Consider the following 23748-nt stretch of genomic DNA (forward strand, 5'->3'; position numbering starts at 1 on the left):
ACTCTAATTAATCTGAGATGAAAACAAAATTATCCTTTTTACTGATTGTACTAATAGCACAATTCAGCCAAATACATGCTCAAAATGAAAAAGCTACTGAAAAGAAACAAGAAGGACCAAACATTGTATTAGCAGAACAAACTTTTGACTTTGGAGATATTACTCAAGGAGATAAAGTTACACATTCTTTTAAAGTAACTAATACAGGAAATACACCTCTAATAATTTCTAATGTATTGACTACTTGTGGTTGTACAGCTCCTAACTATACTTCTGAACCTATTTTGCCAGATCAAGAAGGTAAAATCGAAATTGCTTTTGATAGTAGAGGAAAATCAGGCATTCAAAACAAAATAATCACCATTATCTCTAATGCTGTAACTCCACAAACAAAAATCAAAATCTCGGCAAATGTGTTACCTAAGAACTAGTTAAACATCTAAAATACTTCGCTCTAAAAAATTGGTCGTCAAATTTTCTATGAAAAGGAATGAAAATATGCTTCTTTCTATAATTTTTTAATTGATACATTGAGTTAAATCCACATCCAGTAAATATTTTATCTGCTAATTTGTACATTTCAGTTAGGTGAAAATATTTATGTACCTCTATCTTTTCACCTCTAAATAGATAAGGCTCAGGATGTATTAAGATTATAGAAGCATTAGTTATTTCAAGCTGTGCTAAATCAAAAGCATGTTGGTATAAAACCATGCATTCCTCTTTATTACCTGAATGAATAATTAACCAAACCTTTTCATTTTGCTTGTTCCTTAAAAAATCTGGTAATTTAACAGATTCCACTTCTGGATAATTAAAGTCAACTGTTACAAGTTCATCAGTTAATTTACTAATAAAGTCTACTTGATGCTCTGGAAGCCACTCACAAATAAATACTGTTTTAAATACAGGAAGCTTTTCTCCAATATGCTTTTTATAAGCATATAGGTTTAAAATTCTGGCTACATAATAAAATGTTATGTTTGAGTAAAAGGTATTATTCCACTCTCCTATAATTCCAGCAGGAAAGGCATCTAAATATATTTCTGAAATGTTATTTTCTGTAATAAAGGTTTTTATCCAGTTAGAAAGTGATTCTTTAGAGCCAGCTAAACCAGATGGTAAAACATGGAAAGGGATATTGCCTAAAATGGATTTGGCAAACATGCAAGATGTTACAACAATAACATTCTCCAGACGAAAATGACTAATAAAAGATTGGGTTCTAGTTATATGACCTAAACCTCCCCCTACAGCGTAATAAAGCTTCATTTTCTAATGATTTCAAATATTACAATCACTTATTAAATATGGCGTTGTAAGATTATATTCCACCTTAACTCACCTTATTATATGAAAACAACAACTACTACTCTAGAAGAGAAGAAAGGAAATGTAACTCAAAAGATCACAGTTCAAGGCAAGGAGACAGTTTATGAAATCTCCTTTCTGAGAAAAAAGAAAAGTAGAGGGTAAAACCTCTACTTTTTTTATTTACTTGAATATTTAAAATCAAATTGCTCCTCAATCTCTTTGCGTTTCATTACTTCCAAAGAAACCTTCATTTTCAAGTCTTCCAAAGGTCTATCTCCTTTACCAGTTTCTTTAGCAGACAAAACATCAATAACATCAAGTCCATCTATTACTTGTCCAAAAACAGTATAGGCTCCATCTAACGACGGATACCCTCCTATTGTAGTGTAAACTTCTATTCGCTCTTGAGGCATTGGATTATCTAACTCTACTGAATATACACTCTCAAGTGTATCTTTTGCTCCTACAATAAAATTTCTGATATCTTCTTTTGAGCCTTCTGTTTGTAATGAAGCAAAGCGACTTTTCATTTCATTAAACTCATTACTCCTCATTGCAGAATCAAAATAAGTATAGAGTTTTCTATAATCTATTGCTGTAGAAGCTAATTCCTCTTCGGTGTATTTCTGACCTTGCACAATAAAAAACTGGCTACCATTCGACTCTTTTTTAGGATTTACTTGATCATTCATTCTAGCAGCTGACAATGCTCCTTTTTTATGAAAAAGTTTCTCATTAAACTCAGCTGGAATAGTATAACCCGGATCCCCTCTTCCCAAAATATCATCTTTACCTGCATTTCTGGAATCAGGATCTCCACCTTGTAACATAAAACCTTTTATAATTCTATGGAATAGAAGATCAGTATAAAATCCTTCATTAGCCAGTTTTAAAAAGTTTTGTTTATGCTTAGGGGTTTCATCGTATAGAATTGCTTTCATTGTTCCATACGAAGTCTCGATATTCACTATAAAATCTTCTTCAGGAGAAATTTCATCGAGATTTACTGGCTCGCCACTTTTCTGGCATTGAATTAAAAGAGTTGAAAAAACAAGATAAATTAATACTTTCCTCATGAAAAAACACACCTTAATTTATCTCAAACTTATAGAGAAAAAATTCTATCGACAATCAAAAATAAAATTATTCAGTCTTTACCAAACTTGAGTTTTCAATTAGATTATCAATATCTCTTGAGTCTAATCCTTCAAGAACAATTATGCTATCATTAAAATTGAAAATAAATCTATCGTCTTTTATAGAAAATAAAATTTTCTTTCTGTATTCTCCCAAAGGTTCTAACCCAATAGAGGATCTTCTTTTATTAATTTTCTTTAGCACATTATCACTCATCTTCAAATATCTCAGTTCTCCTTCTCTACCGATTCGATAAAAGGCTGTGTTGCCATAAACTGGCTGACCTTGTATATCTACATAAGAGGCAAATCTATGAGGGTCAAGCTTGCCGTATTTTACAGCATCACTTAAATCGCCTGGAAAATCGGCCATTCCTTTTCCAAAGCCACTTGCGGCTTTTTGGCAGTGATGGTATAGAATCGAATGAAATGGAGGGGCAGAGAGTGGATCTTTAACACCAATCAAATCTTCACCAGGAAATCCATATTTTTCAATTATATGTTTAAACCTATCTATGTTTGAAACATCGATGGCATTAATAGTGTCTTTATAAATCACGTATCCATTTGCTTGTATTCTAAAGTGCTGGTCGTAAGCCGTTAGTAATTCTAGCTCTTTTCTTAAAGGCATATTTACATTTAAAAGATACCTTCTTCTGTAATTTGCATAGTTTGCTATAAAATGCTTCCAGCGCTCGTCTTCTTCAATTCTTCTAAATACTTTCTGAGATTGTATAAAGGTTATTTCTGCACCACTTAGTAACAGTTTTTCGCAAAATGAAATAGTCATCATTACATTTTGCTCTAAAGCCGAGCAAACAGCAGCATTAAATAAATCTTTTGCGAAAGGATTAGGTACATTTTGAAAAGCTTCCAGATAGAAGTTTAAGGCGATATTGTATTTATTATCAGAAATGGCCAGTTCAGCTTTGTTTACGGCAGGATAATAACTTTTACGATAATCTATTTGCTGTGCTTGAATAAGATTAAAGCAAAGTAATAATAGAAAGGCAAAGTAAATTTTTTTCATAAATCAGGCTGCTGTATTAATAACATAATGCTTTTTCTGATAACGCTTTTACAAGTAACTGATTAATCATACCTATGTGAATAATAGTTATACAATGAAAATATTAGCAAAATAGCGCCCAAATCAACCTCTTACTTATCAAAAAGCTTTTTTTTATATATAAAACTGATTATGTCAGAAAAATTAATAGATGAATATAATTAAAAAGTTAGAGGATTAAAGTATTTGAAATGCCCGTTTAACTTAATTCTCTCTTTACTTTTTTCAGATTCCTGTAAAATTGGAATACTCTTGCTGAGATGGTTAAGCAATATATTTATTCTTTCTCTCTCACTCCCTGTGGTTAAAAGATCATATTCTTGCGAAAGACTTAATCCAAGTTTATGGCCTAAGTAATAAGAAAGAAACTCTTGATTTTCATCTATTTCCATCTCTATTTGCATAAGCGTTAATAGTTCCTTTGAAGTTTCTATTAAAACCTGCCTTTGCTCTAAAGAAGAATCATCTTTATTGCTAATATATTCGATATTTCCACCAGCATACAATTTATCCTCCATAGGATTATTAAAGGACTTCCACTTGAAAACCCTTAGAGCTTCAGTTGTAATATCCATTCTACCATCGCTATAGTCATTTACAATTCCAGTTAGCTTAACTTCTGTACCATAACTTTTTATAGAATCATTAATGTAAGGCAGTATTCCGAAAGTAATACCAGATTCCTTGCAATCATTTATAAGCTGCTTATACCTCGGCTCGAAAATATGCAAATTGAGAGGCTCATTAGGAAAAACGACTAACCCAAGGGGAAAAAAAGCTAGTGAAACATCCATAAACTGAAAATGAGTTGATATGTCAATTAATTTCGCAACAGTAGTAAGAGACACTATTGACTATCAACTACTTAGTTAAATAGTAATTAATTTTAAATGTAGCGTAAGTCTTCTAAGAAGATAATATTTTAACAGCCAAAAATTAAATGTGTTCACTATTAAAACAAAATAGGTTGAGTTTGTAACTCATTTAAAACAAAAAAGTCTGAGTAAAATTAATACTCAGACTTCAATTTTAATTATTTATATTTCAATAAGCAGATAATACTTAGATTATCCATTCATTGAGATTAAGAATTCTTCATTATCTCTGGTACCACGCATGTTATTTAACAAGTACTCCATAGCCTCATTGGCATTCATATCTGCCATAAACTTACGAAGTATCCATACTCTTGAAAGCGTATCTTTATCAAGCAGCAAGTCTTCTTTTCTTGTGCCAGAAGAAACCACATCCACTGCAGGGTAGATTCTTTTGTTTGAAAGCTTTCTGTCTAATTGAAGTTCCATGTTACCAGTACCTTTAAATTCTTCAAAGATAACTTCGTCCATTTTAGAACCTGTTTCAATAAGAGCAGTTGCAATAATGGTTAGTGAACCACCATTTTCAACATTCCTTGCAGCACCAAAGAAACGCTTAGGTTTATGTAATGCATTCGCATCAACACCACCAGAAAGAATTTTACCAGATGATGGAGAAACTGTATTATACGCACGAGCTAATCTTGTAATAGAATCCAATAGAATTACTACATCGTGACCACACTCTACCATTCTTTTAGCTTTCTCCAATACAATTGAAGAAACTTTTACGTGTCTTTCTGCTTGCTCATCAAATGTAGAAGATACCACCTCAGCATTTACGCTACGAGCCATATCTGTTACCTCTTCAGGTCTTTCATCAATCAACAACACAATTAGATAACACTCTGGGTGGTTTTTGGCTATTGCATTCGCAATTTCTTTAAGAAGCACAGTTTTACCTGTTTTAGGCTGTGCTACAATCATACCTCTTTGACCTTTACCAATTGGTGCAAATAGGTCCAGAATTCTTGTAGAAAGCTTGGCATTTCTACCACTTAGATTTAATCTTTCGTCTGGGAATAATGGAGTGAGGTATTCAAATGGAACTCTGTCTCTGATTTCTTCAGTGGTTTTACCATTTACAGATTCCACTCTTAACAATGCAAAATATTTCTCACCTTCCTTTGGAGGCCTTATCTGACCTTTAACAGTATCACCTGTTTTAAGACCGAAAAGTTTAATTTGAGAAGGAGAAACATATATATCGTCTGGACTTGCCAAATAGTTATAATCTGATGATCTTAAGAAGCCATAACCATCTTGCATAATCTCCAACACACCTTCGTTTTCAATTACTCCATCAAACTCACGAATGCTAGATTTTTTTACTGGAGGTTGTTGTTTTTTCTCAGGCTCTTGGCGTTTTTGCTCTTTAGATTCTACTGGAGGAGTTTCTTCGGTATTTTCAGATTCTACAGCACCGTTTTCTTTGTCTTCTGCAAAATTACTACGTGGTTTTAATTTCCTTACACTTTTAGAATTATCCTCTTCTGCACTAGCTTTCACTGTTGGAGATTCGGTTTCTTCTGTTGCTGTCGCAGTTTCTTCTACTTGACTTTCATCAGTAACGTTTTCACGTTGTTTTACTCTTTTGCGCTTTTTTTCAGGCTCTTTCTTCGACTTCTGAGAGGGTTTGCGTGAAGTCTTTTTTGGAGTTTCATTTGCTTTTGGGAGTTCTGTTTCTGGCAATATAGCTTGTTGATCCAGGATTTTGTAGATAAGTTCTTTTTTGGGAAGCTTGCTATAGTTTTTCACTCCTATTTCTTCAGCGATCACTTTCAGCTCTGACAGCAACCTTATTTCCAAGTCTTCTATCGTGTACATAAATTGATATATGGTTTAGAAAAAAACCGATAACATTAAATGAAGATTATGATAATTTCTATCTTCGAAATTTTTTGATTTCTTAGAGAGGCAGTAAATTCAAAAAAAGTGGACTTTCTGCTTTCTTTAGATTTGAGATTACAATTATATGGTAGTATTCTTTATTTTACAAGAAGTATCTATTCATTTTTTTAATAATCAGAGAATTTTCTTAAACACTAATGTGAAAATTTTGATGATTGGCTTATTTGAGTAAATTCTTCCCGCGGATTTCGATTGTAAAAATAGTCATTTTAAATACAAAAAAAAATAGTGCCGGTATATTTGACATCCTCATTACCTTAACTACCCATCTATTGGTTATATTATTTATCTAATCAGAAAAAATCTTCTTATTTACTTTATTTAAAGCTTCTAGGTAAATTCACTTTAGAGTTTATAAATCCACATTCTTAAGTTTTTTCGATAAATATCTAATTGAAGTTTTTCACGAAACTTTAAATCAAAAATATTTTTACTTAAAACAGCATTTGCAAAATATAATAGCTGTGCTTTATTATTTCAATGATATTTATCAGGCTGGCTTTTTATTTTCTTGAATTAAACGAAATCATTTAAGCATTAATAAACCTCAAAATTGAAAATTTAATTTGCAATTTATTCACACTAAGTACATATTTGCTTAAAATTACATTACTACTTTATGTTACTATACGGTTTCATTTGCATCCTTTTTATTTTGGTTATTGCAAAGCTCGTTTTAATTCTAGTAAACAATAATGAAGACAAAGGAAATAATAACATAAATCAAAGTCTTGACCCATTACCTGTTGATAACGGAATAGAAACAGCAACACAAGAAAAAAACAAAAAAGAATTTATTGATTGCAACTAAATAAAAAAGCCGGCTAAGCCGGCTTTTTAAGTTTTCGAGAATTTTTCGAGATATTTATTTCTACTAGTTATTAATATTGTTAACAGCTTTCAACTTCTTCTCTACTTTTTCTACTACTGCTTCTTGCTTCTCAATTTCAAGCTTTTTCTCTTCTTGATCTTGTAAGTTAAGTGGAATTTCTCTCTCAGCTTTTCTTATTTCAGCTTCAAGTTTATATTTCTTTTTACTTAGTTTCTTTTGTTCTTTATCTAACTCTTTCTTTTTCTCAGGATCAAGTTTAATTACAGTTTTGGGCGCAGCAGCTCTATCAATCTCGTTCCCTTCTGAATCATAAACAGCAACAGTTTCTCCGTACGAAGGGTTATATTCCTTTTTGTTCATATCCAGATCAACATCTAAGCTTTCAATATCATTTTCGTTAGACGAAATTGTTTTGTGCATTTTCTCATTTTCGTTAACAAGCTTTTTTAGATCTGACTCAAGAGATTTTAATTTTTTCTCTTCTTCTTTCAATTCATCTTTAACTGCATCTTTGTAAGACTCTATTGCAAAGTCTTCCATCAATTTCTTTGCATTGTAACTAACATCAGAATTATTAGACTCATTTATAAAAACACTGTCTACTTCAAAAAAAGCAAGCATTTTAGTTCCACCATTTTTACCCTCACTAAACAACGCGTAGACACTAATTGGTGAATCATTTAAATCTTCCAAAAGTGCATTTTTTATAATATATTCCCCTTTTACATCCTCAACTTTTGCTTTGTTTTCCGATTGTTTATTCATCATTTTTTCCCAAGCACCTTGCACATTTTTTACATTAGCTTGAGTAATATTTACTACAAAACCATCGTGAGAACCGGTGCTATGAGATGCTTTAGTTTCTTCTACATTAAAGCTTATATCTTGGGCATTTGCAAAAACATAAAAAAATGCAAAAAGAGCAGTTAAATAGTATCTTATATTCATTTCAAAAATAATTTAGTTTCAGTTTAATATATAGGCAATAAGAGCTTATATAATATACAATAAATTTCGCAATTAATAGAGCTCGCTTTTTGAAAAATCGTTAGGATTTAATTTACTCTCGCTGGGTGGTTGTAACAGCTCGTTAAATTAAAGTGTTTGAATTCTGTCCATCAATTTTGGTTTATAGGTATTGCTTACTGGAATTATCTTATTTTTTACCTGTAGGTTTCCTTGATCTATATTTTCTATTTTATCTATTCTAATAATATAAGATCTGTGAACCCTCATAAATACTGTAGAAGGCAACTTATCTTCTACTGTTCTCAATGTAGTGTACACCAAAAACATTTTCTGATCTGTAAAAATCTTTACATAGTCTCCAAATGCTTCTATCCAAAGAATTTCTGTGAAGTCGATTTTTACTAACAAAGAATCTACTTTTACATAAAAACTCTGGTCTTCTGCCTCAGTTAAAATACCTGCATTTGTATTTTTACAACTATCCAAAGCCTTATTAGCCGCCTTTAAAAAACGAGCATAATTCTCAATAGGCTTTAACAGATAATCAGTAACATCGTAGTCAAATGCATCAATTGCGTACTTAGTGTTACTAGTAGTTAGAATGATTTGAGGCTTTTTAGTAAGAGTACTTAATAATTCTAACCCACTCATTTCTGGCATTTCCACATCCAAAAAAATTAGATCTACATCATGCTTTCTAAGGAATGCCGCCGTATCTATCGCATTAACAAATTTTGCTTTCAGATTTAAAAAATCAGTTTTTTCAATCAATGCTTCCAAAATTGTCAGAGACATAGAGTCATCATCGACAATGATACAATCTAGTTTGTCTATCATTACTACAAAGATTTATAACTTACAGCCAATTTTTCTACAGCTAGTTTTACTGTTTTCTCTATTAATTTAATAATTCTTTCAGAGTTATCTAGCGATATTTTATTCTTTATTTTTAGTTCTAAGCCCTCCATTTCCTGATGCAGCTCATGTAAACCTACGTATTTCATATTGGTTTTAGATTTATGCAAGACTTGCTTCAGTTTGTCTAAATCACCAGCATCATAGTATTTTCTTAAGCTTATTACATCTAGAGGAGCATTATTCATAAAATCACTAATCAAATGCTTTACTAGTTGCTTATTGTTATTAGTAATTTCAAACAAATATGTAAGGTCTATTTCTACACTTTCTTCCTTTTTAATTTGTGTAGGAATTTGAGCTATCAACATGTATAATTTTTCCGGTTCTACAGGTTTATTGATAACCTGTGTAATGCCATGCTGTGTAAATTTTTCTTTTACCTTTGGTGTAATTTCTCCAGTTAGCATAAACACAGGAACATCATTAAAAGCATAGTTACTTTTTAAGAAATTCACCACCTGTAAACCATCCATTTCTGGCATGTGATAGTCAATTATAAATAGGTCGAATTGCTTGTTTTGAGCTTTACTTATAAACTCTTTTCCATTAGAAGCTACTTCTGTTTTAATTCCCCAATTACTAAGTACTGTGGCTAAAACTTTCTGGCTAATATTATCATCATCAGCAATTAGCACATTTTTTATAGACAGCTTCTGAGTTTCTTTTTGATGCTCTTGTTCTAATGGTGCATTTACATTTTTAAAAGGTATGCTAACATTTACAGTTGTGCCTATCCCCTCTTCACTAAACAGTTCAATTTTACCTCCCATCAAATCTGTTAATTGCTTCACTATGCTTAATCCAAGACCACTACCGCCATACAATGAAGATGCAGCTTGTTCATAAGGATTAAAAATTCGCTCGATTTTATCTTGAGGCACTCCTATTCCTGTATCAGTTACAGTAAATAATAATAAATCAGGTTGTTCAGCAGCGATCGAAACTGACAAAGAAATACCTCCAGTTGAGGTGAATTTTAAAGCATTTCCGAGGAGATTATATAAAATTTGTTTCAGCTTTATGGCATCTATAAAGGCAAATTGCGGAAAACGTTCACCTTTATACAAGTTAAAGGACAAGCCTTTTTCTTCTGCTATAAATCTGAAAGAAGCATCTATTTCATTTAGAATTTCTAATATATCTGAGTCTTTGGGATGAATTAAAATCTTTCCTTCTTCAATTTTAGAAAGATCAATTACATCATTCACAATAGAAAGTAAATGCTTTGAAGTAGCTTTTAAAGCAAATAGGTATTCTTCTCTTTTATCTTGTAGTTGTACTTCATTAATAAGGGTACTTAAACCTGTAATACTTTGCAATGGTGTACGAAGCTCATGACTTAGACGCGCATAAAACTGGGTTTTAAACTTTTGTAAACGACTGAGTTCGTCATTTTGAAATTGCAATAAATCTCTTTCTAGATTAATAGCTTTCTCCCGCATTTCATGATATTCGCCACTAATTGCATTGTCGTTTCTCTCTTGCTGTATATCTATTAAATGCTCGTAATGTCTGGTAAAATCTTGTAGTATCCAGAGTGTAGCTTTGCCGTTTTTGTGGGCGATTCTTTCTAAAAGAAAATCAAAATATAGCTTTTGTTCATCTTGTTCAATATTTACACAAGGAAACTCATAAGTTTCTCCCACTTCCATATTGACGAATAAATCTTTATAGCTTTCTAAAAAAAGAAATCTTTCGAATAATGATTCTTTGCTTGTATTCAGTTTAAAAATGACATCGTCAGACTCTAAACAGAAACCTTCATCATCAAAAATGACAAATTGAATTGTCTCATTTAAAAATTTCCTTTTGTAATCGTCGAGCATGCTCAAATCAGGAATTCGGCTACTTTAAAAAAAAGAGTTTCTACATTCTCAGATGTTTTAGCACTAGTCAATAAATCAACTTTTATATCTATTTGCTCACAAATGCTTTCTAATTGACTTGCAGGAATTAAATCCTTTTTATTGCCAACCAATATTATAGGTATGTTAGGAACTTGTTGTTTTAACATGGCAATCTCCATGTTAAGGTTTTCGTAAGTAGCTGGTCGGGTTAAATCAAAAACATATATAGCTGCATGAGAGCCCAATTTATAGCTTGCAGGTACTTTCTTTTGATCTGATTCTCCTGCGATATCCCAAATTAATAAGTTGACCTCTTTATTATCTAAGCTTACTACCTTTTTATCAATTTTAACACCGATGGTAGTAAGGTATTGATCTGAAAATTTATTGTAAACAAACTGTCTGATTAATGATGTTTTACCCACCCCGTATTTTCCCAAAAGTATTATTTTTTTACTAGCCATCTTTATAGTTTCTTAAAGTAAGACTCTAGCTTTACAGCATATTCTTCTTTATCTATAGACTCAATCCCTCTGTTTTGGTCACTTTTTAATATTTTTTCTGTAAAATCCCACAATGTATCATCTAGTTTTGAAAGGTAAGATTTATCCACAACACCACTCACTACTACTGCAATAAAAAATGTATGTAGATTTTTGATGACGATTTTTGCAGTTTCATAATCTATGAGTTCCAAGTCTTCTTGGCGGGCAGCAAAAGCATCTTTGGCAAAAGTTTTTATTGCAGTGAGCATACCTGCTACCATCTCTTGGTCAAAAGCCTCATTTTTGGAATAATTACCCAATAGTATTCCTGAATTTTGCTCGATAAGAAATACCTGTTCTATCACAGGTTTATTGGCATTCGCTATAATTACCTCGCCAGGCTTTTTACCTGTAAACATGGCTTTAATATAATTCCACCACATTTCTGGCGAAAAAGTATTGTCTATTTGTTTATCTATGCGCTCAGAGAGTGCTTCTAATTCTCTTACAACATATTTCTTAACCATTTTTCCTAGAATAGGATAAAGCGCATCCACCATTTCATCTTGTGCATCGTGAATGCTGTTTTTAATGGCGTTTGCTAAAAATGGAGCAAAAAGGTCTGGGAATTTTTTTTGTAACCTTTGGGTATGTTCGGTTAAAATAGGATCTAAATGAGCTTGTAGTTTTTCTTTATCACGAAGCTCTTCTCCAACAATATTCAACTCTCGTTGAAAGTCTGCTAGTTTTTCCCATTCTTTTTCGAGAATAATTTCCTGTAACTGTTTAAAAGCTTCCTGCCTGCTCATTTAAAGAGAAAAATGTTATTTTTCTAAGATAAGAAATTTTAAAACACATCTCTTTGTAAGGCAAAAAAATTCTTATTTGCTTAATTATTCTTGTCTTTTTTCTTCATAAAAATCTCTATAGCTTCCAGCATTTCCTGTTCTAACTCTATTCTTTCCTGCTGGTTTTTAATCATCTTCTTTTTAATTCTTTTAATCTGCCCTTCGGGATTATATAAGTAGCCTAATCGCTTAATAAAATCGAGTAATAACAAACCTTCTTTAATCTTTGCTTGCGAACCTTTTAAGCGGAAAGACTGTGCGAGTTGATTAAATTTTAATACCCGTAAAAACCTCAATGAACGAAAGAAAGACACCACAGGTAAAACCAAAATGAGAATATCCATCCAGTTTTTTACACAATAAGCCTTTTTATCTTCTGTAACAGAAATTAAAACCATAAACTCAAAGGCAAAGCCCACCCACACCATTGCATGAAATGTTTGAAGACTGAAAGACAGATCGAGATTAGGAAAAACCTTGAGTATTTGATCATTAAACTTAATTTCAATTAATAAAGCAGGGATCATGAGTAAGCCCAGTATTAAAATTGGTACTAAGAATTTCTTTTTAAGAAACTTTTCTAAGGCAAGGTTCACCTTAGTCCAATGGGCTATGGGTAGCCAAATTAAATCTGTGTTGGCAATTGAACCCATTACTAAGCGCGATGGAGGAAAAATAATGACCAAACCATGTAAAATCACCAAATATTTAGATTTACCTTCTTTTAAACCTAATCGTAATTTTATTAAAAACTCAAGCACAAACAATGGCCAAATAGCTAAGGCTACCCAAATTAACTCATCTACAATTCTATGGTTTGGAGCAAAAGTCTCTTCTTCGCTGCCGTGCATTATAAGCAAGCCACTAATAAATAGCGCAGCAAAAGACAGCCAAAACATTACGCCAGCAAAAGCTTTTTCAAATCTTACCAGCTTGCTATCACCCTCTTCAAAATGCACATTGGTTCTAAGCGGCTCATTTATAAGTTCCGATTGACTTGTAATTTCTTCGATGAGCGACTCATACCGTTTAAGTTTTTGCTGGTTTTTTTGTACGTCGGTTTCCAATTCTTCTACAATATGATTTTAAGTGATCTATCATCACTTGTTTACAAATAAAGAAATACCTGATTAACTAATTCAGCCTTAAAAATTATTGCTATATCACGGCTGAGCTAAAAATATATTTCAACAAGCTTGTAACAGATTGTTTATTGGTTGGATGTGAAATATGCTTTAACCAATTCTTAAACCATTTTTTACAGCTCTTTCTGGCTGCAAAATCGTGATTTCTTTGCTTTCTCCAACAGCGCCTAAAAGTAAAAACTCACTTTTTATATTCGCGATTTGTTTGGGTGGAAAATTAACCACACCAATTATTTGTTTGCCTATCAGCTCTTCACAGGTGTATAACTTAGTTACTTGCGCTGAGGTTTTAAGTATACCTAGTTCGCCAAAATCAACTTTAATTTTATAGGCAGGATTTCTAACTTCTTCAAAAACTTCCGCTGATACTACAGTGCCCACCCTCATATCTACTTTCATAAAATCATCCCAACTAAGCGAAGTATCTTTACTCTCTGTCATTATTTAATGCTTATAATTTTAGTTAAATGTTCTTCTGTATTTTGATGTTATTTCAAATACATGTTCAAAAATCTTCTTATCAATATCTGTAAAAGCTTTACCTTTTCTTACTAAAACATTTTCAGCAAGCTCGTACATTTTATCTAGCTTAAAAGTTTCGCTTTTTTCTATTCCACCCCATGTAAATGATGATACAAACTTCTGAGGGAAACCTCCACCAAAAATAATTGCCGCCACTCCTACGGATGTTCCAGTATTAAACATGGTATTAATCCCACATTTTGAATGGTCTCCCATCATTAAACCACAAAACTGCAATCCACTTGAAACCATTGCCTCTTCTGCATAATTCCAAACCTTTACAGTTGAGTAATTATTCTTAAGATTAGAGCTGTTTGTGTCTGCTCCTAAATTACACCATTCACCGATTACTGCATTTCCCAAATACCCATCGTGCCCTTTGTTGGAATAACCGAATAAAACAGAATTGGTAACTTCTCCGCCAATTTTACAACTTGGTCCAAAAGTATTATCTCCTCTAATTTTTGCTCCCATGTTTATTTGAGCATCTTCGCAAAGTGCCAAAGCACCTCTAACCAATGCACCTTCGTGTATAGCAGCATTTTTCCCTATATAAACAGGTCCATTTTCGGCATTAATAATAGCAGCTTTTATACTGGCTCCTTCTTCAACAAATACATTTTCTGGAGCATATACTTTGGTAAAAGGATCGGTGATAACCGCACTTTTTCTGTTTTTAGTTATCACTTCAAAATCTGCAACTATTTCTTTTCTATTATGCGTAAAAATATCCCAAGAATTTCTAAGAACGGTTGAGCCATCTGTCTCAAAAAAATCTACCCCATTTTTATAAAAACTTTGCAGCAGTGTTTCTAATGAATCAAAACCAACACCTGTTTTATAGGCAATTAGTTCATTTCCATGCTTTAAACCTTCTCCTTCTTGTAAACCCAGAATCTGCTGGAATAATTTTTTTTCAGGGCAAACCGCTCCATTTATATATAAATTTACATCATCAAAATGAGCTGGGAACTTCTCTTGCAAATACACATCTGTGAGATAAGATACTTTTGTTTTGTACCCATTCCCTAAGAAATGTTTCTCCCATTTTTCATAGATTTTTAAAATACCAATACGAATAGCTGCTACCGGTCTGATATAAGTAAATGGTAATAAACCGGATTTTAGACCAGGTTCGTCAAACAGAATGATATTCATATGATTTGATGAGATTTAGAATTAAAAAATAGACCTAAAACATTTGAACTTTTGTTCTGTTGTGATAAGTCAGATAAAAAAATAAATCAGTTTAGATTACTGTTTCAACCATCAGGTTCTTTATCTTCTGTTAACTTTGTAAATCTAGAAAAGATAACGTAGAATAAGATTTACTGATTGAGAAAATTGTCTGTTATTTACAATCAAATTTTTTAACCTAAAACTTCAAATGGAGAATTTTAAAGCACCAATTGCCGAAAAGAAACCAAAATTACTTTCAATACACAATCACGACAGAGTTGATCCATATTACTGGCTAAATGAAAGAGAAAACCAAGAGGTGCTTGATTATGTTGATGCAGAAAACGCTTACACTGATAAATTAATGTCTCATACCACAGAGGCGCAGGATAAATTATTTAAGGAAATAAAGAGCAGAATTAAAGAAAAAGATGAGTCTGTTCCTTATAAAATTGGCAGTTTCTACTACTACTACCGCTACGAAGAAGGGAGTGAATATCCAATACATTGCAGAAAAAGAGAAACTTTAGAAGCTACAGAAGAAATAATTTTGAATGTAAACGAATTAGCAGATGGCAAATCTTACTGTGCAGCTACTGGATTAAAGATTAGCAATAATGCAAATCTCTTATCTTTTTCGACAGACTTTGTTGGTAGAAGAATTTATACACTACGCTTTAAAGACCTACAAACTGGTGAAATGCTTAACGATACTGTTGACAATGTAACTGGTAATGTGATTTGGGCGAATGATAATAAAACGATCTTCTACACTAAGCAAGATGAGACTACACTACGATCATATCAGGTTTATAAGCACGTATTAGGAACCAGTGTAGATAAAGACGAATTAATTTTTACTGAAGAAGATGAAACTTTTTCTGTTGGTGTCTCTAAAACCAAATCAAAAGCTTTTATCTTAATTGAAAGCCATGCGACTGAGTCTAGCGAGATTCGTTTTGTATCTGCAGATAGCCCTAACGATGATTTTGTTGTTTTTCATCCAAGAGAAAAAGAACTTGAATACAGCTTCGATCATTACGAAAGTAAATTTTATATTCTGACTAACTATAAGGCAAAAAACTTTAGGTTAATGTCTTGTCCTGTTAAAGAAACTGCAAAAAGTGACTGGCAAGAGATTATTCCTCATAGAGAAAGTGTACTCTTAGAAGATATTGAGATTTTTAGCGAGTTCTTAGTCTTAGAAGAAAGAAGTGCTGGCTTAACCAACATCCGCATTATCAGATGGGATAACTCACAAGAGCATTATCTAGATTTTGGAGAACCTGCTTACAGTGCAGGAACTGGCTACAATCCAGATTTTAATACAAAGTGGCTTAGATACAGTTATAACTCACTTACTACACCTTCTTCTGTAATAGATTACCACATGGAAACTAAAGAGAAAGTGGTAAAAAAAGAGCAAGAAGTTTTAGGTGATTTTAATAAGGATAATTACATCTCAGAAAGAGTATTTGTAGAATCTCACGATGGTGTACAAGTGCCACTTTCACTGGTATATAGAAAAGATTTAAAAGACAGACCAGATTCTTTAATTAATGCACCACTCTACCTAACTGGCTATGGTTCTTACGGATTTTCATATGACCCTTACTTTAGCTCTGTTCGCTTAAGTCTGCTAGATAGAGGTTTTGTTTTTGGCATTGCACACATTCGCGGCGGGCAAGAGATGGGCAGAAAATGGTACGATGATGGAAAAATGCTAAACAAGAAAAATACTTTTGAAGATTTTATAGCATGTGCTGGTTGGTTAATTGAACAGGGTTATACAGCCCCCGATAAACTGGTAATAAATGGTGGCAGTGCAGGAGGTTTACTTGTAGGTGCAGTAATGAATATGAGGCCAGAAATGTTCAAAATTGTAGTGGCTGATGTGCCTTTTGTTGATGTAGTAACCACCATGTTAGACGATAGCATTCCATTAACTACAGGTGAGTACGAAGAATGGGGTAACCCAAATGAAGAAAAATATTATCACTACATGTTGTCCTATTCACCATACGATAATGTTGAGAGAAAGCAATACCCAAATGTCTTAGTTACTTCAGGTCTACATGATTCGCAAGTTCAGTATTGGGAGCCTACAAAATGGGTTGCCAAACTAAGAGATTTAAAAACAGATTCGAACAAGTTATTATTAAAAACAAACACCGATGCTGGCCATAGTGGTGCATCTGGAAGGTTTGAATCACTCAAAGATGTAGCCTTTGAATATTGCTTTATTTTCGATTTACTTGAAATTAGCATATAAACCAATCTTTTCTTATTAAAAGTGAAGAGGACGTCTTTTGAACATTAAATACTAAATATTGAGTATTTTTTAGTGTTTTAGAAATAAATCAGCCATTAAATACAGTAACTATTACTCAATTTTTAATGGTTGATTTAAAAAACTTTTGAAGACTATAATCCTCTTACCATGCAAAACAATATCTATACTGATCCTTTAATCATCACTTTTGATAATTGTAATGGCATTCTTCTAACCATTTGGAATACAAAAGTGGATTTACCTCTAGAAGAATACAAAGACCTTGTACACAGCTACATCGATAGCATTAATTATTACAAACCTTTAGTTATTTTGGTTGATGCTAGAAATGCAAATTTTGCTATTCCTGTAGAAACACAAGATTGGTTAAATGAAATTACAAGGCCGCTTTATAAGAGATATGGAATTGAGAAGATGGCACTCATAATGAGTAATGATTTTATAGCTCAGTTATCTTTTGAACAAACTATTCAAGATTTACAAATTAATTCTATCGACATTAAATATTTTGAATCTACAAACGATGCAAATGAGTGGGTGTATAAAAACATAAATAAAAAGCAAATGGCATAAAAAAAGGAGGTAGCTTAAACTACCTCCTTTTTTATTTCTATCGATTAACTCATTTTTTTAACCAAGTTCCATCTGTTTTAATATATGTGATATTACCTTGTTTTTCAAGTCTTACAACCTCATCTGATACTGCTCTTATCATCTCATATTCACGCTCTGCCAGTACTTTTCCATCTAAAGCTGCCAAACCTACTTTGTTTTCTAATTTGATAACAAATTGCTTATCTTTTGTAATGGCAACATCTTCATAAACATTCGAACTAAGATAATTTCCATCGGTATCGATCATTTTCCATTTGCCATCTTTCACTAGCTCCCAACTAATATCTTCTAAAGTAGTTCCATCTTGTAATTTCTCTTTACGCCTTTCACCGTACTTTTCCAGATATAAATCTTTGTTTGCTCTATTAAATCTCAATTTATTAGTTTGCCCATTAGTTGTTCTAGTTAGTTCCCAAATCTCTCCTCTTTTAACAAAAGCAACTTTACCTATAAAAGGAGTTACTACATCATATTTGGCAAAATAAGCAGGAATACCTTCTGGTGTTATATGATAAGATCCTGAGGCACTTTGAACAATCGCTCTGTCAGAATTAAAGCCATCAGTGATTTTTCCATCTAGTTGGAAAGCACCAGACTGATTTCCATTCTTATCATAAATTTCATTTTCGTTGATAATTACATAGCCCCCTGAAAAATTTCCTGGATTTTTGAACTTGGGTTGAATTACCATTTTACCATTTTTATCTATAAAACCCCAAGTACTTCTGGTTAATACCGCTGCATGTCCGCCACCAAAGCTTTTAGCAAGTTTATATTGAGGAACAATTACCTCCTTGCCTTTGGTGTCTATATAACCATAAAGTTGATCTTTTCGATCTTTGGCATCTAACCTTACGAGCGCCATTCCATCAGAAAATGGTTCAATTTCTTTATATTTATACTTAGTGAGCAAATTACCTTTTGCATCTACCAAAGCCAGCTTTTCTTTCTTTTCAACTACTGCCAAACCACTTGCATCATATTCAGTTTTATAAACCAGATTCGATGCCTTGCTATAGTTTGCAATTTTATCTATTGAAGGCATTCCCTCAACAGCTTTTACAATATGTCCGTTTCCATCAATCTCGAAAAAAGAATCTTCTTTTTTCAGTAATTCAATCAATTGGTCGTCTGTATCGTCGAGAAACCTTGCTCCTTCATATTCAAAAGCCAAAAGCTTATTATTTAAAGTATCAACAGAGCCCCACTTTCCATCTAGTTTAGCAAGCACTACTCCACTTCCCGGTCCATTTACATTGGCATATTGAGTTGGAATTACTTCTTTACCTTCAAAATTCACAAAACCATATTTGCCTTTCTTTTTCACCATAGCGACACCAATGCTATCATTCCAAACATGTAAAAAAGATGAATCAACTAGATCATAAACTACAGGTAATACTTCGTCTCCATTATGGTCTAAATAACCAAACTTACCATCTTTCTTGGCCAGACTTATTCCTTCGTTATTTCTCCAAACCGTATCGAAGCGATAAGTTTCATCATATACTGGTTCAAGCTCAACAATTCCCTTATAATTTACATAGCCCACTTTTCCATCTTTATAAATACGAGCTACTCCTTCTTGGTTTTTCCAGATTTTCTCAAAACCTTCTATTTTATCATAAACAGGATCGATAAGGTAGGTGCCATCTTTTTTAATGTATCCTTGCTTTTTATACCTAATTACAGGACCAGATGGAGTCTCTTCAATCCATCTCTCCATTCCAACCATTGCAATTTCATCTTCAAAATCTCCAAGAAAATCACAAGTGATAGAAGGTGGAATTATTTCTTTGCCTGTAGCACTAACCAATCCCCAATTTCTTCCCTGCCTCATTCTGGCAACGCCATCTTTAAATGGATAAATCAGGCTATAATTAAATGGAATCACTTCTTTATTTTGCAAATTTACTGCTCCCCAACGGCCGTCTCTACCCTTGCCTTTCTTTACCCTACAAATATTATCTTTAGGAACATCGATTCCATCATAAACAAAAGGTAATACTTCTTTTCCGTTTTTATCGATACAACCAAATAAACCACCTTTACGCGCAATGGCATAGTTACCTTCAAAATCACTTACTAGCTCATATTCAAATGGAATTACTTGCTCACCTTTTGTATTAATAAAGCCGAAATTCTTTCCACTTTTAACCCAAGCTCTTTCAGAATAAAAATTACCAATATTGCTAATAGGTTTTCCTGATACCTCTTGCTTAATATTACCTTTTTTATCTATTAATGCATCCCACAGTGTATCTACTGTTGCTCTGGCATAATCAGAAAAATTATAATCGGTAATAAGAATATCTTTTACTTCTTGGCCATAAAGAATTTTTGCTTGATCGTGCTCTATTAAATATGAGATAACTTTCTCTTTTTCTTCTTTACTTTCTGGCTTAATTACCTCTCTACCAAGAGATAAACCCAAGTTTTCATCAATACCAATATCGAAAAACTCTTTGTTTCCTAAGAGGTTTTTCCCTACACCATTTTCTAAAGTAAACCTATAAACATTTTGTACCCAACGTGGCTTTCTTGCATCAGGATTGTTTTGTAAAATAGCTACTTGCTCTTTCTTTAATCTGGCTTTCATATCTAAATTAAAAGCCATCTCATTAGGAAACTCTTTCTTCTCAGTAACTTTTAAAGTTTTATCTAGCCAAAGTGCTGTATATGCTTTTGCTTTTTGAGCAAAAATAATTTCTTTATTTACTTCAATATCATCATACTCAGCCTCTAACAGTATCTCTCCTGAGTCATTTATTAAGCCCTTTTTACTGCCTTTAATTATATAATTGAAAGCCTTTAAATCTGGCACTTCTACAATTACATCGTATACTAATGCTACTTTTTCTTTTCCTGAAGTATCTAGCAATCCAAACTTACTGTCTTTCCACGCTTTAAAAAGCTGATTATTAAATCCAAAAATAGCTTGATATTTAAAATCAGAAAGTTGATCTCCTTTTGCACTCATTAAAGCACAACCTTTCTCATTCCAAACAGCCAGATTATTTACATTAATCCATCTTATTTTAGAGTAGTTGATAGGAATAATTGCCTTACCAGCACCATCTATTAAACCTGTTTTACCATCTTTACTGGCAATAGCAAAGCCAGCTGCAGAAAAATCGTCTATAAAACTATACGAAGGAGCGATTGTAACTTTACCACTTAAATCAATAACACCCCATAAGTTATCTTCTTTTACAGGAAAATACTCCTGACTGTGCGCACTTAAAGCAATAAAAAGCACCCAAAAAGTCAGACTTTTCTTAACTAGTAGGTTAATCATAGTTTTTCTGTTGATTTCAATAAAAGTAGCTGTAAGTTATAGGCAGAGTTAGCTTAAAAAATTTGTCTGTGAATGACTTAACGTATTTATTTTTAAATCATTCATTAAAATTTATATTAATCGCGATAAAATTAATTATTTTAAGCAATCTATTTTATCTCAAATAAAGACGGATTATACAATGTAATATTCTTTAATTAGAAGTAAAAAAGAACTTTAATATCATAAATAAATCACTCACTAAAAAAATCCATTCGAAATCTGAATCAAATAATATTCCCAAAGAATAAGCAGCATGAAAAAAAATGAAAACTTTAAATTATTAGAAGAAAAGCATACTGAAGCTGAATTAGGTGGCGGACAAAAACGAATAGAATCTCAACACAAAAAAGGTAAACTAACAGCACGAGAACGCATAGAATTACTCATAGACCCAGGAACCTTTGAAGAAATTGGCAAATTTATAAAACATCGCTGTACTGATTTTGGGCTTGAAAATGAAGCGTATCTTGGTGATGGAGTGGTTACAGGTTATGGTAAAGTAAACGGAAGACTTACCTATGTTTTTTCGCAGGATTTTACTGTTTTTGGAGGTTCACTTTCAGAAGCACATGCTGAAAAAGTCTGTAAAATAATGGACTTGGCACTTAAAAATGGTGCTCCTGTAATTGGCCTTAATGACTCTGGTGGGGCTCGTATACAAGAAGGTGTAGCTTCTCTTGGTGGTTATGCTGATATTTTTTATAGAAACACACTAGCTTCTGGTGTAATTCCTCAAATATCAGCGATTATGGGACCATGTGCCGGTGGGGCTGTTTACTCGCCAGCCATTACAGATTTTATTATGATGGTAGAGCATACCTCATACATGTTTGTAACTGGGCCAAATGTTGTAAAAACTGTGACCCACGAAGAAGTAACTTCTGAAGAATTAGGTGGTGCATCTGCCCATAGTGTTAAAAGTGGCGTAACTCATTTCTCATGTGAAAATGAAGTTGTTTGTATTCAAAATATTAAAAAGCTACTGAGCTTTATTCCTCAAAATTGCGAAGAAGATGCTCCGGTTTATCCTTATGAAGCGGGTGATGAAAAGAGATTAAAACTCAACGACATAGTACCTGAGAACCCTAATCAACCATATGATATGCGAGATGTGGTAGAAGGAATTGTAGATGAAGGAGATTTCTTTGAAGTACATAAAAACTATGCAGAAAACATTATTGTAGGTTTTGCCAAAATTGGAGGTAGAAGTATTGGCATAGTTGGTAACCAACCTGCAGTACTTGCTGGGGTTTTGGATATTAACTCTAGTAATAAAGCTGCTAGGTTTGTTAGATTCTGTGATGCGTTTAATGTTCCATTATTGGTATTAGTAGATGTACCGGGTTTCTTACCAGGAACAGACCAAGAGTGGAATGGCATTATAACCAATGGAGCCAAATTATTATATGCATTCTGTGAAGCAACTGTGCCAAGAGTAACAGTAATTACTCGAAAAGCTTATGGTGGTGCATATGATGTAATGAACTCTAAACACATTGGAGCTGACATGAACTATGCTTGGCCATCAGCAGAAATTGCAGTTATGGGAGCAAAAGGTGCTGCTGAAATTATTTTCAAAAAAGAAATAAAAAGTGCAGATAACCCAGAAGCTAAATTGCAAGAAAAGGTAGATGAATATACTGAGACCTTTGCTAACCCGTACAGGGCTGCCAATCGAGGTTATATTGATGAGGTTATAAAACCTGAAGATACTCGTTCCAAACTACTTAGTGCATTTGAAATGCTTGAAAACAAAGTAGACCAATTACCAAAAAAGAAACATGGTAACTTACCTCTTGGTTAATTAAAGCGAGTAATAAAAAATTAATTTATTTATAGTAAGCTGTGCATTTAGGCAAGTATTCTAATACTTGCCTTTTTTCTTAAATTATTTTAAGCCCATCAATAGATTAGTATTAGTGCCTTTATAAGGAATCAGAAATATTAAGGGGACTAATACCTCTTAGAATTGATCAAAAACAACCTCAAGCCTATTAATAATCAAAAAACCGTTTAAAGTTTATTAAAACATTACAAATTTCATTTCATAGAAATTTACAATGAAAAATTATTAAAAGTTATGTTTTGCTAGCTTAACAAGCTGTTTCCATAGTTTTAGCAAACTATAATTGAATCTTTTTATATAAATAAATTACACCTACGTGAAAAATGACAATTATAAACTTTAATAAAAAATTTACTTTTTTAGGGTAATAGTTCTGTTTTTTAATTGACTTTAATTTAAATTTTTTTAGAATGAGCCAACCAATAGAGAAATGGGAATCATCAATAAGTAGTATTAAAAAGCAACTTGACGATTTAGCATTTGAAAAAGAAATCTTACTTTATAAAGTATATAAGGTTAGAGAAAAACTTGATAAAATTAAATATACTACCCTACCTAAGAACAACTAGAATGACTGTTTTAAGCTAAATAGCCTCATAAAACA

Annotated in this window: 20 protein-coding genes; 6 read left to right on the forward strand and 14 right to left on the reverse strand. The window is 32.6% G+C overall.

Annotation, left to right across the window (positions count from 1 at the left end; all coding sequences use genetic code 11):
- Positions 1–17 precede the first annotated feature (17 nt).
- Positions 18–431 (forward strand): DUF1573 domain-containing protein, encoded by a 414-nt coding sequence (locus tag OQ292_RS06255; RefSeq protein WP_284685194.1) that lies wholly within the window; start codon positions 18–20, stop codon positions 429–431.
- Here OQ292_RS06255 and OQ292_RS06260 read toward each other — a convergent pair.
- Positions 421–1272: a hypothetical protein gene (locus tag OQ292_RS06260; RefSeq protein WP_284685195.1), complete on the reverse strand. Its 852-nt coding sequence runs from the start codon at positions 1270–1272 to the stop codon at positions 421–423. The genes OQ292_RS06255 and OQ292_RS06260 overlap by 11 nt on opposite strands.
- Positions 1273–1353: 81 nt before the next feature.
- Here OQ292_RS06260 and OQ292_RS06265 point away from each other — a divergent pair, with 81 nt between their 5' ends.
- The gene (locus OQ292_RS06265; RefSeq protein ID WP_284685196.1) at positions 1354–1476 is read left to right on the forward strand and encodes a hypothetical protein; all 123 of its coding nucleotides are present in this window, start codon (positions 1354–1356) and stop codon (positions 1474–1476) included.
- A gap of 14 nt (positions 1477–1490) precedes the next feature.
- Here OQ292_RS06265 and OQ292_RS06270 read toward each other — a convergent pair whose 3' ends face one another.
- The 12 genes from OQ292_RS06270 to OQ292_RS06325 all read right to left on the reverse strand — a co-directional run bounded on the left by OQ292_RS06270 (position 1491) and on the right by OQ292_RS06325 (position 15029).
- Entirely contained in the window at positions 1491–2390 is a 900-nt protein-coding gene (locus OQ292_RS06270; protein WP_284685197.1) for a peptidylprolyl isomerase, read from the reverse strand.
- Between the two features lie 67 nt (positions 2391–2457).
- On the reverse strand, positions 2458–3480 hold the full coding sequence (locus OQ292_RS06275; RefSeq protein WP_284685198.1) for a hypothetical protein: 1023 nt from the start codon (positions 3478–3480) through the stop codon (positions 2458–2460).
- 200 nt (positions 3481–3680) lie between these two features.
- The gene (locus OQ292_RS06280; RefSeq protein WP_284685199.1) at positions 3681–4313 is read right to left on the reverse strand and encodes an LON peptidase substrate-binding domain-containing protein; all 633 of its coding nucleotides are present in this window, start codon (positions 4311–4313) and stop codon (positions 3681–3683) included.
- 273 nt (positions 4314–4586) lie between these two features.
- Complete coding sequence (rho, locus tag OQ292_RS06285; protein WP_284685200.1) at positions 4587–6221, reverse strand: transcription termination factor Rho; 1635 nt, start codon at positions 6219–6221, stop codon at positions 4587–4589.
- A 958-nt stretch (positions 6222–7179) separates the two neighbouring features.
- Positions 7180–8085: a hypothetical protein gene (locus tag OQ292_RS06290; RefSeq protein ID WP_284685201.1), complete on the reverse strand. Its 906-nt coding sequence runs from the start codon at positions 8083–8085 to the stop codon at positions 7180–7182.
- Between the two features lie 147 nt (positions 8086–8232).
- Entirely contained in the window at positions 8233–8943 is a 711-nt protein-coding gene (locus tag OQ292_RS06295) for a LytR/AlgR family response regulator transcription factor (protein ID WP_284685202.1), read from the reverse strand.
- Between the two features lie 2 nt (positions 8944–8945).
- Positions 8946–10850: an ATP-binding protein gene (locus OQ292_RS06300; protein ID WP_284685203.1), complete on the reverse strand. Its 1905-nt coding sequence runs from the start codon at positions 10848–10850 to the stop codon at positions 8946–8948.
- Positions 10851–10852: 2 nt separating this feature from the next.
- The gene (locus OQ292_RS06305; RefSeq protein ID WP_284685204.1) at positions 10853–11335 is read right to left on the reverse strand and encodes a Rab family GTPase; all 483 of its coding nucleotides are present in this window, start codon (positions 11333–11335) and stop codon (positions 10853–10855) included.
- Between the two features lie 2 nt (positions 11336–11337).
- Entirely contained in the window at positions 11338–12165 is an 828-nt protein-coding gene (locus tag OQ292_RS06310) for a hypothetical protein (RefSeq protein ID WP_284685205.1), read from the reverse strand.
- A gap of 80 nt (positions 12166–12245) precedes the next feature.
- Positions 12246–13271 (reverse strand): hypothetical protein, encoded by a 1026-nt coding sequence (locus OQ292_RS06315; protein WP_284685206.1) that lies wholly within the window; start codon positions 13269–13271, stop codon positions 12246–12248.
- Between the two features lie 168 nt (positions 13272–13439).
- Complete coding sequence (locus tag OQ292_RS06320; RefSeq protein ID WP_284685207.1) at positions 13440–13790, reverse strand: tRNA-binding protein; 351 nt, start codon at positions 13788–13790, stop codon at positions 13440–13442.
- Between the two features lie 18 nt (positions 13791–13808).
- Complete coding sequence (locus OQ292_RS06325) at positions 13809–15029, reverse strand: GlmU family protein (RefSeq protein WP_284685208.1); 1221 nt, start codon at positions 15027–15029, stop codon at positions 13809–13811.
- A 229-nt stretch (positions 15030–15258) separates the two neighbouring features.
- On the opposite strand from OQ292_RS06325, the gene OQ292_RS06330 reads away from it, so the two are divergent.
- Both OQ292_RS06330 and OQ292_RS06335 read left to right on the forward strand, forming a co-directional pair.
- Entirely contained in the window at positions 15259–17322 is a 2064-nt protein-coding gene (locus tag OQ292_RS06330; protein ID WP_284685209.1) for a S9 family peptidase, read from the forward strand.
- A 168-nt stretch (positions 17323–17490) separates the two neighbouring features.
- Positions 17491–17916, forward strand: a complete 426-nt coding sequence (locus tag OQ292_RS06335; RefSeq protein WP_284685210.1) for a hypothetical protein — start codon at positions 17491–17493, stop codon at positions 17914–17916.
- A 49-nt stretch (positions 17917–17965) separates the two neighbouring features.
- Here OQ292_RS06335 and OQ292_RS06340 read toward each other — a convergent pair whose 3' ends face one another.
- Complete coding sequence (locus tag OQ292_RS06340; protein WP_284685211.1) at positions 17966–21256, reverse strand: WG repeat-containing protein; 3291 nt, start codon at positions 21254–21256, stop codon at positions 17966–17968.
- Positions 21257–21551: 295 nt separating this feature from the next.
- Here OQ292_RS06340 and OQ292_RS06345 point away from each other — a divergent pair, with 295 nt between their 5' ends.
- Together OQ292_RS06345 and OQ292_RS06350 are read left to right on the forward strand one after the other, a co-directional pair.
- Positions 21552–23102, forward strand: coding sequence for an acyl-CoA carboxylase subunit beta (locus OQ292_RS06345; RefSeq protein ID WP_284685212.1), 1551 nt, complete (start codon positions 21552–21554; stop codon positions 23100–23102).
- Positions 23103–23554: 452 nt separating this feature from the next.
- On the forward strand, positions 23555–23713 hold the full coding sequence (locus OQ292_RS06350) for a hypothetical protein (RefSeq protein WP_284685213.1): 159 nt from the start codon (positions 23555–23557) through the stop codon (positions 23711–23713).
- Positions 23714–23748: the final 35 nt, after the last annotated feature.

It is taken from the genome of Chondrinema litorale (assembly GCF_026250525.1).
Lineage (GTDB): Bacteria > Bacteroidota > Bacteroidia > Cytophagales > Flammeovirgaceae > Chondrinema > Chondrinema litorale.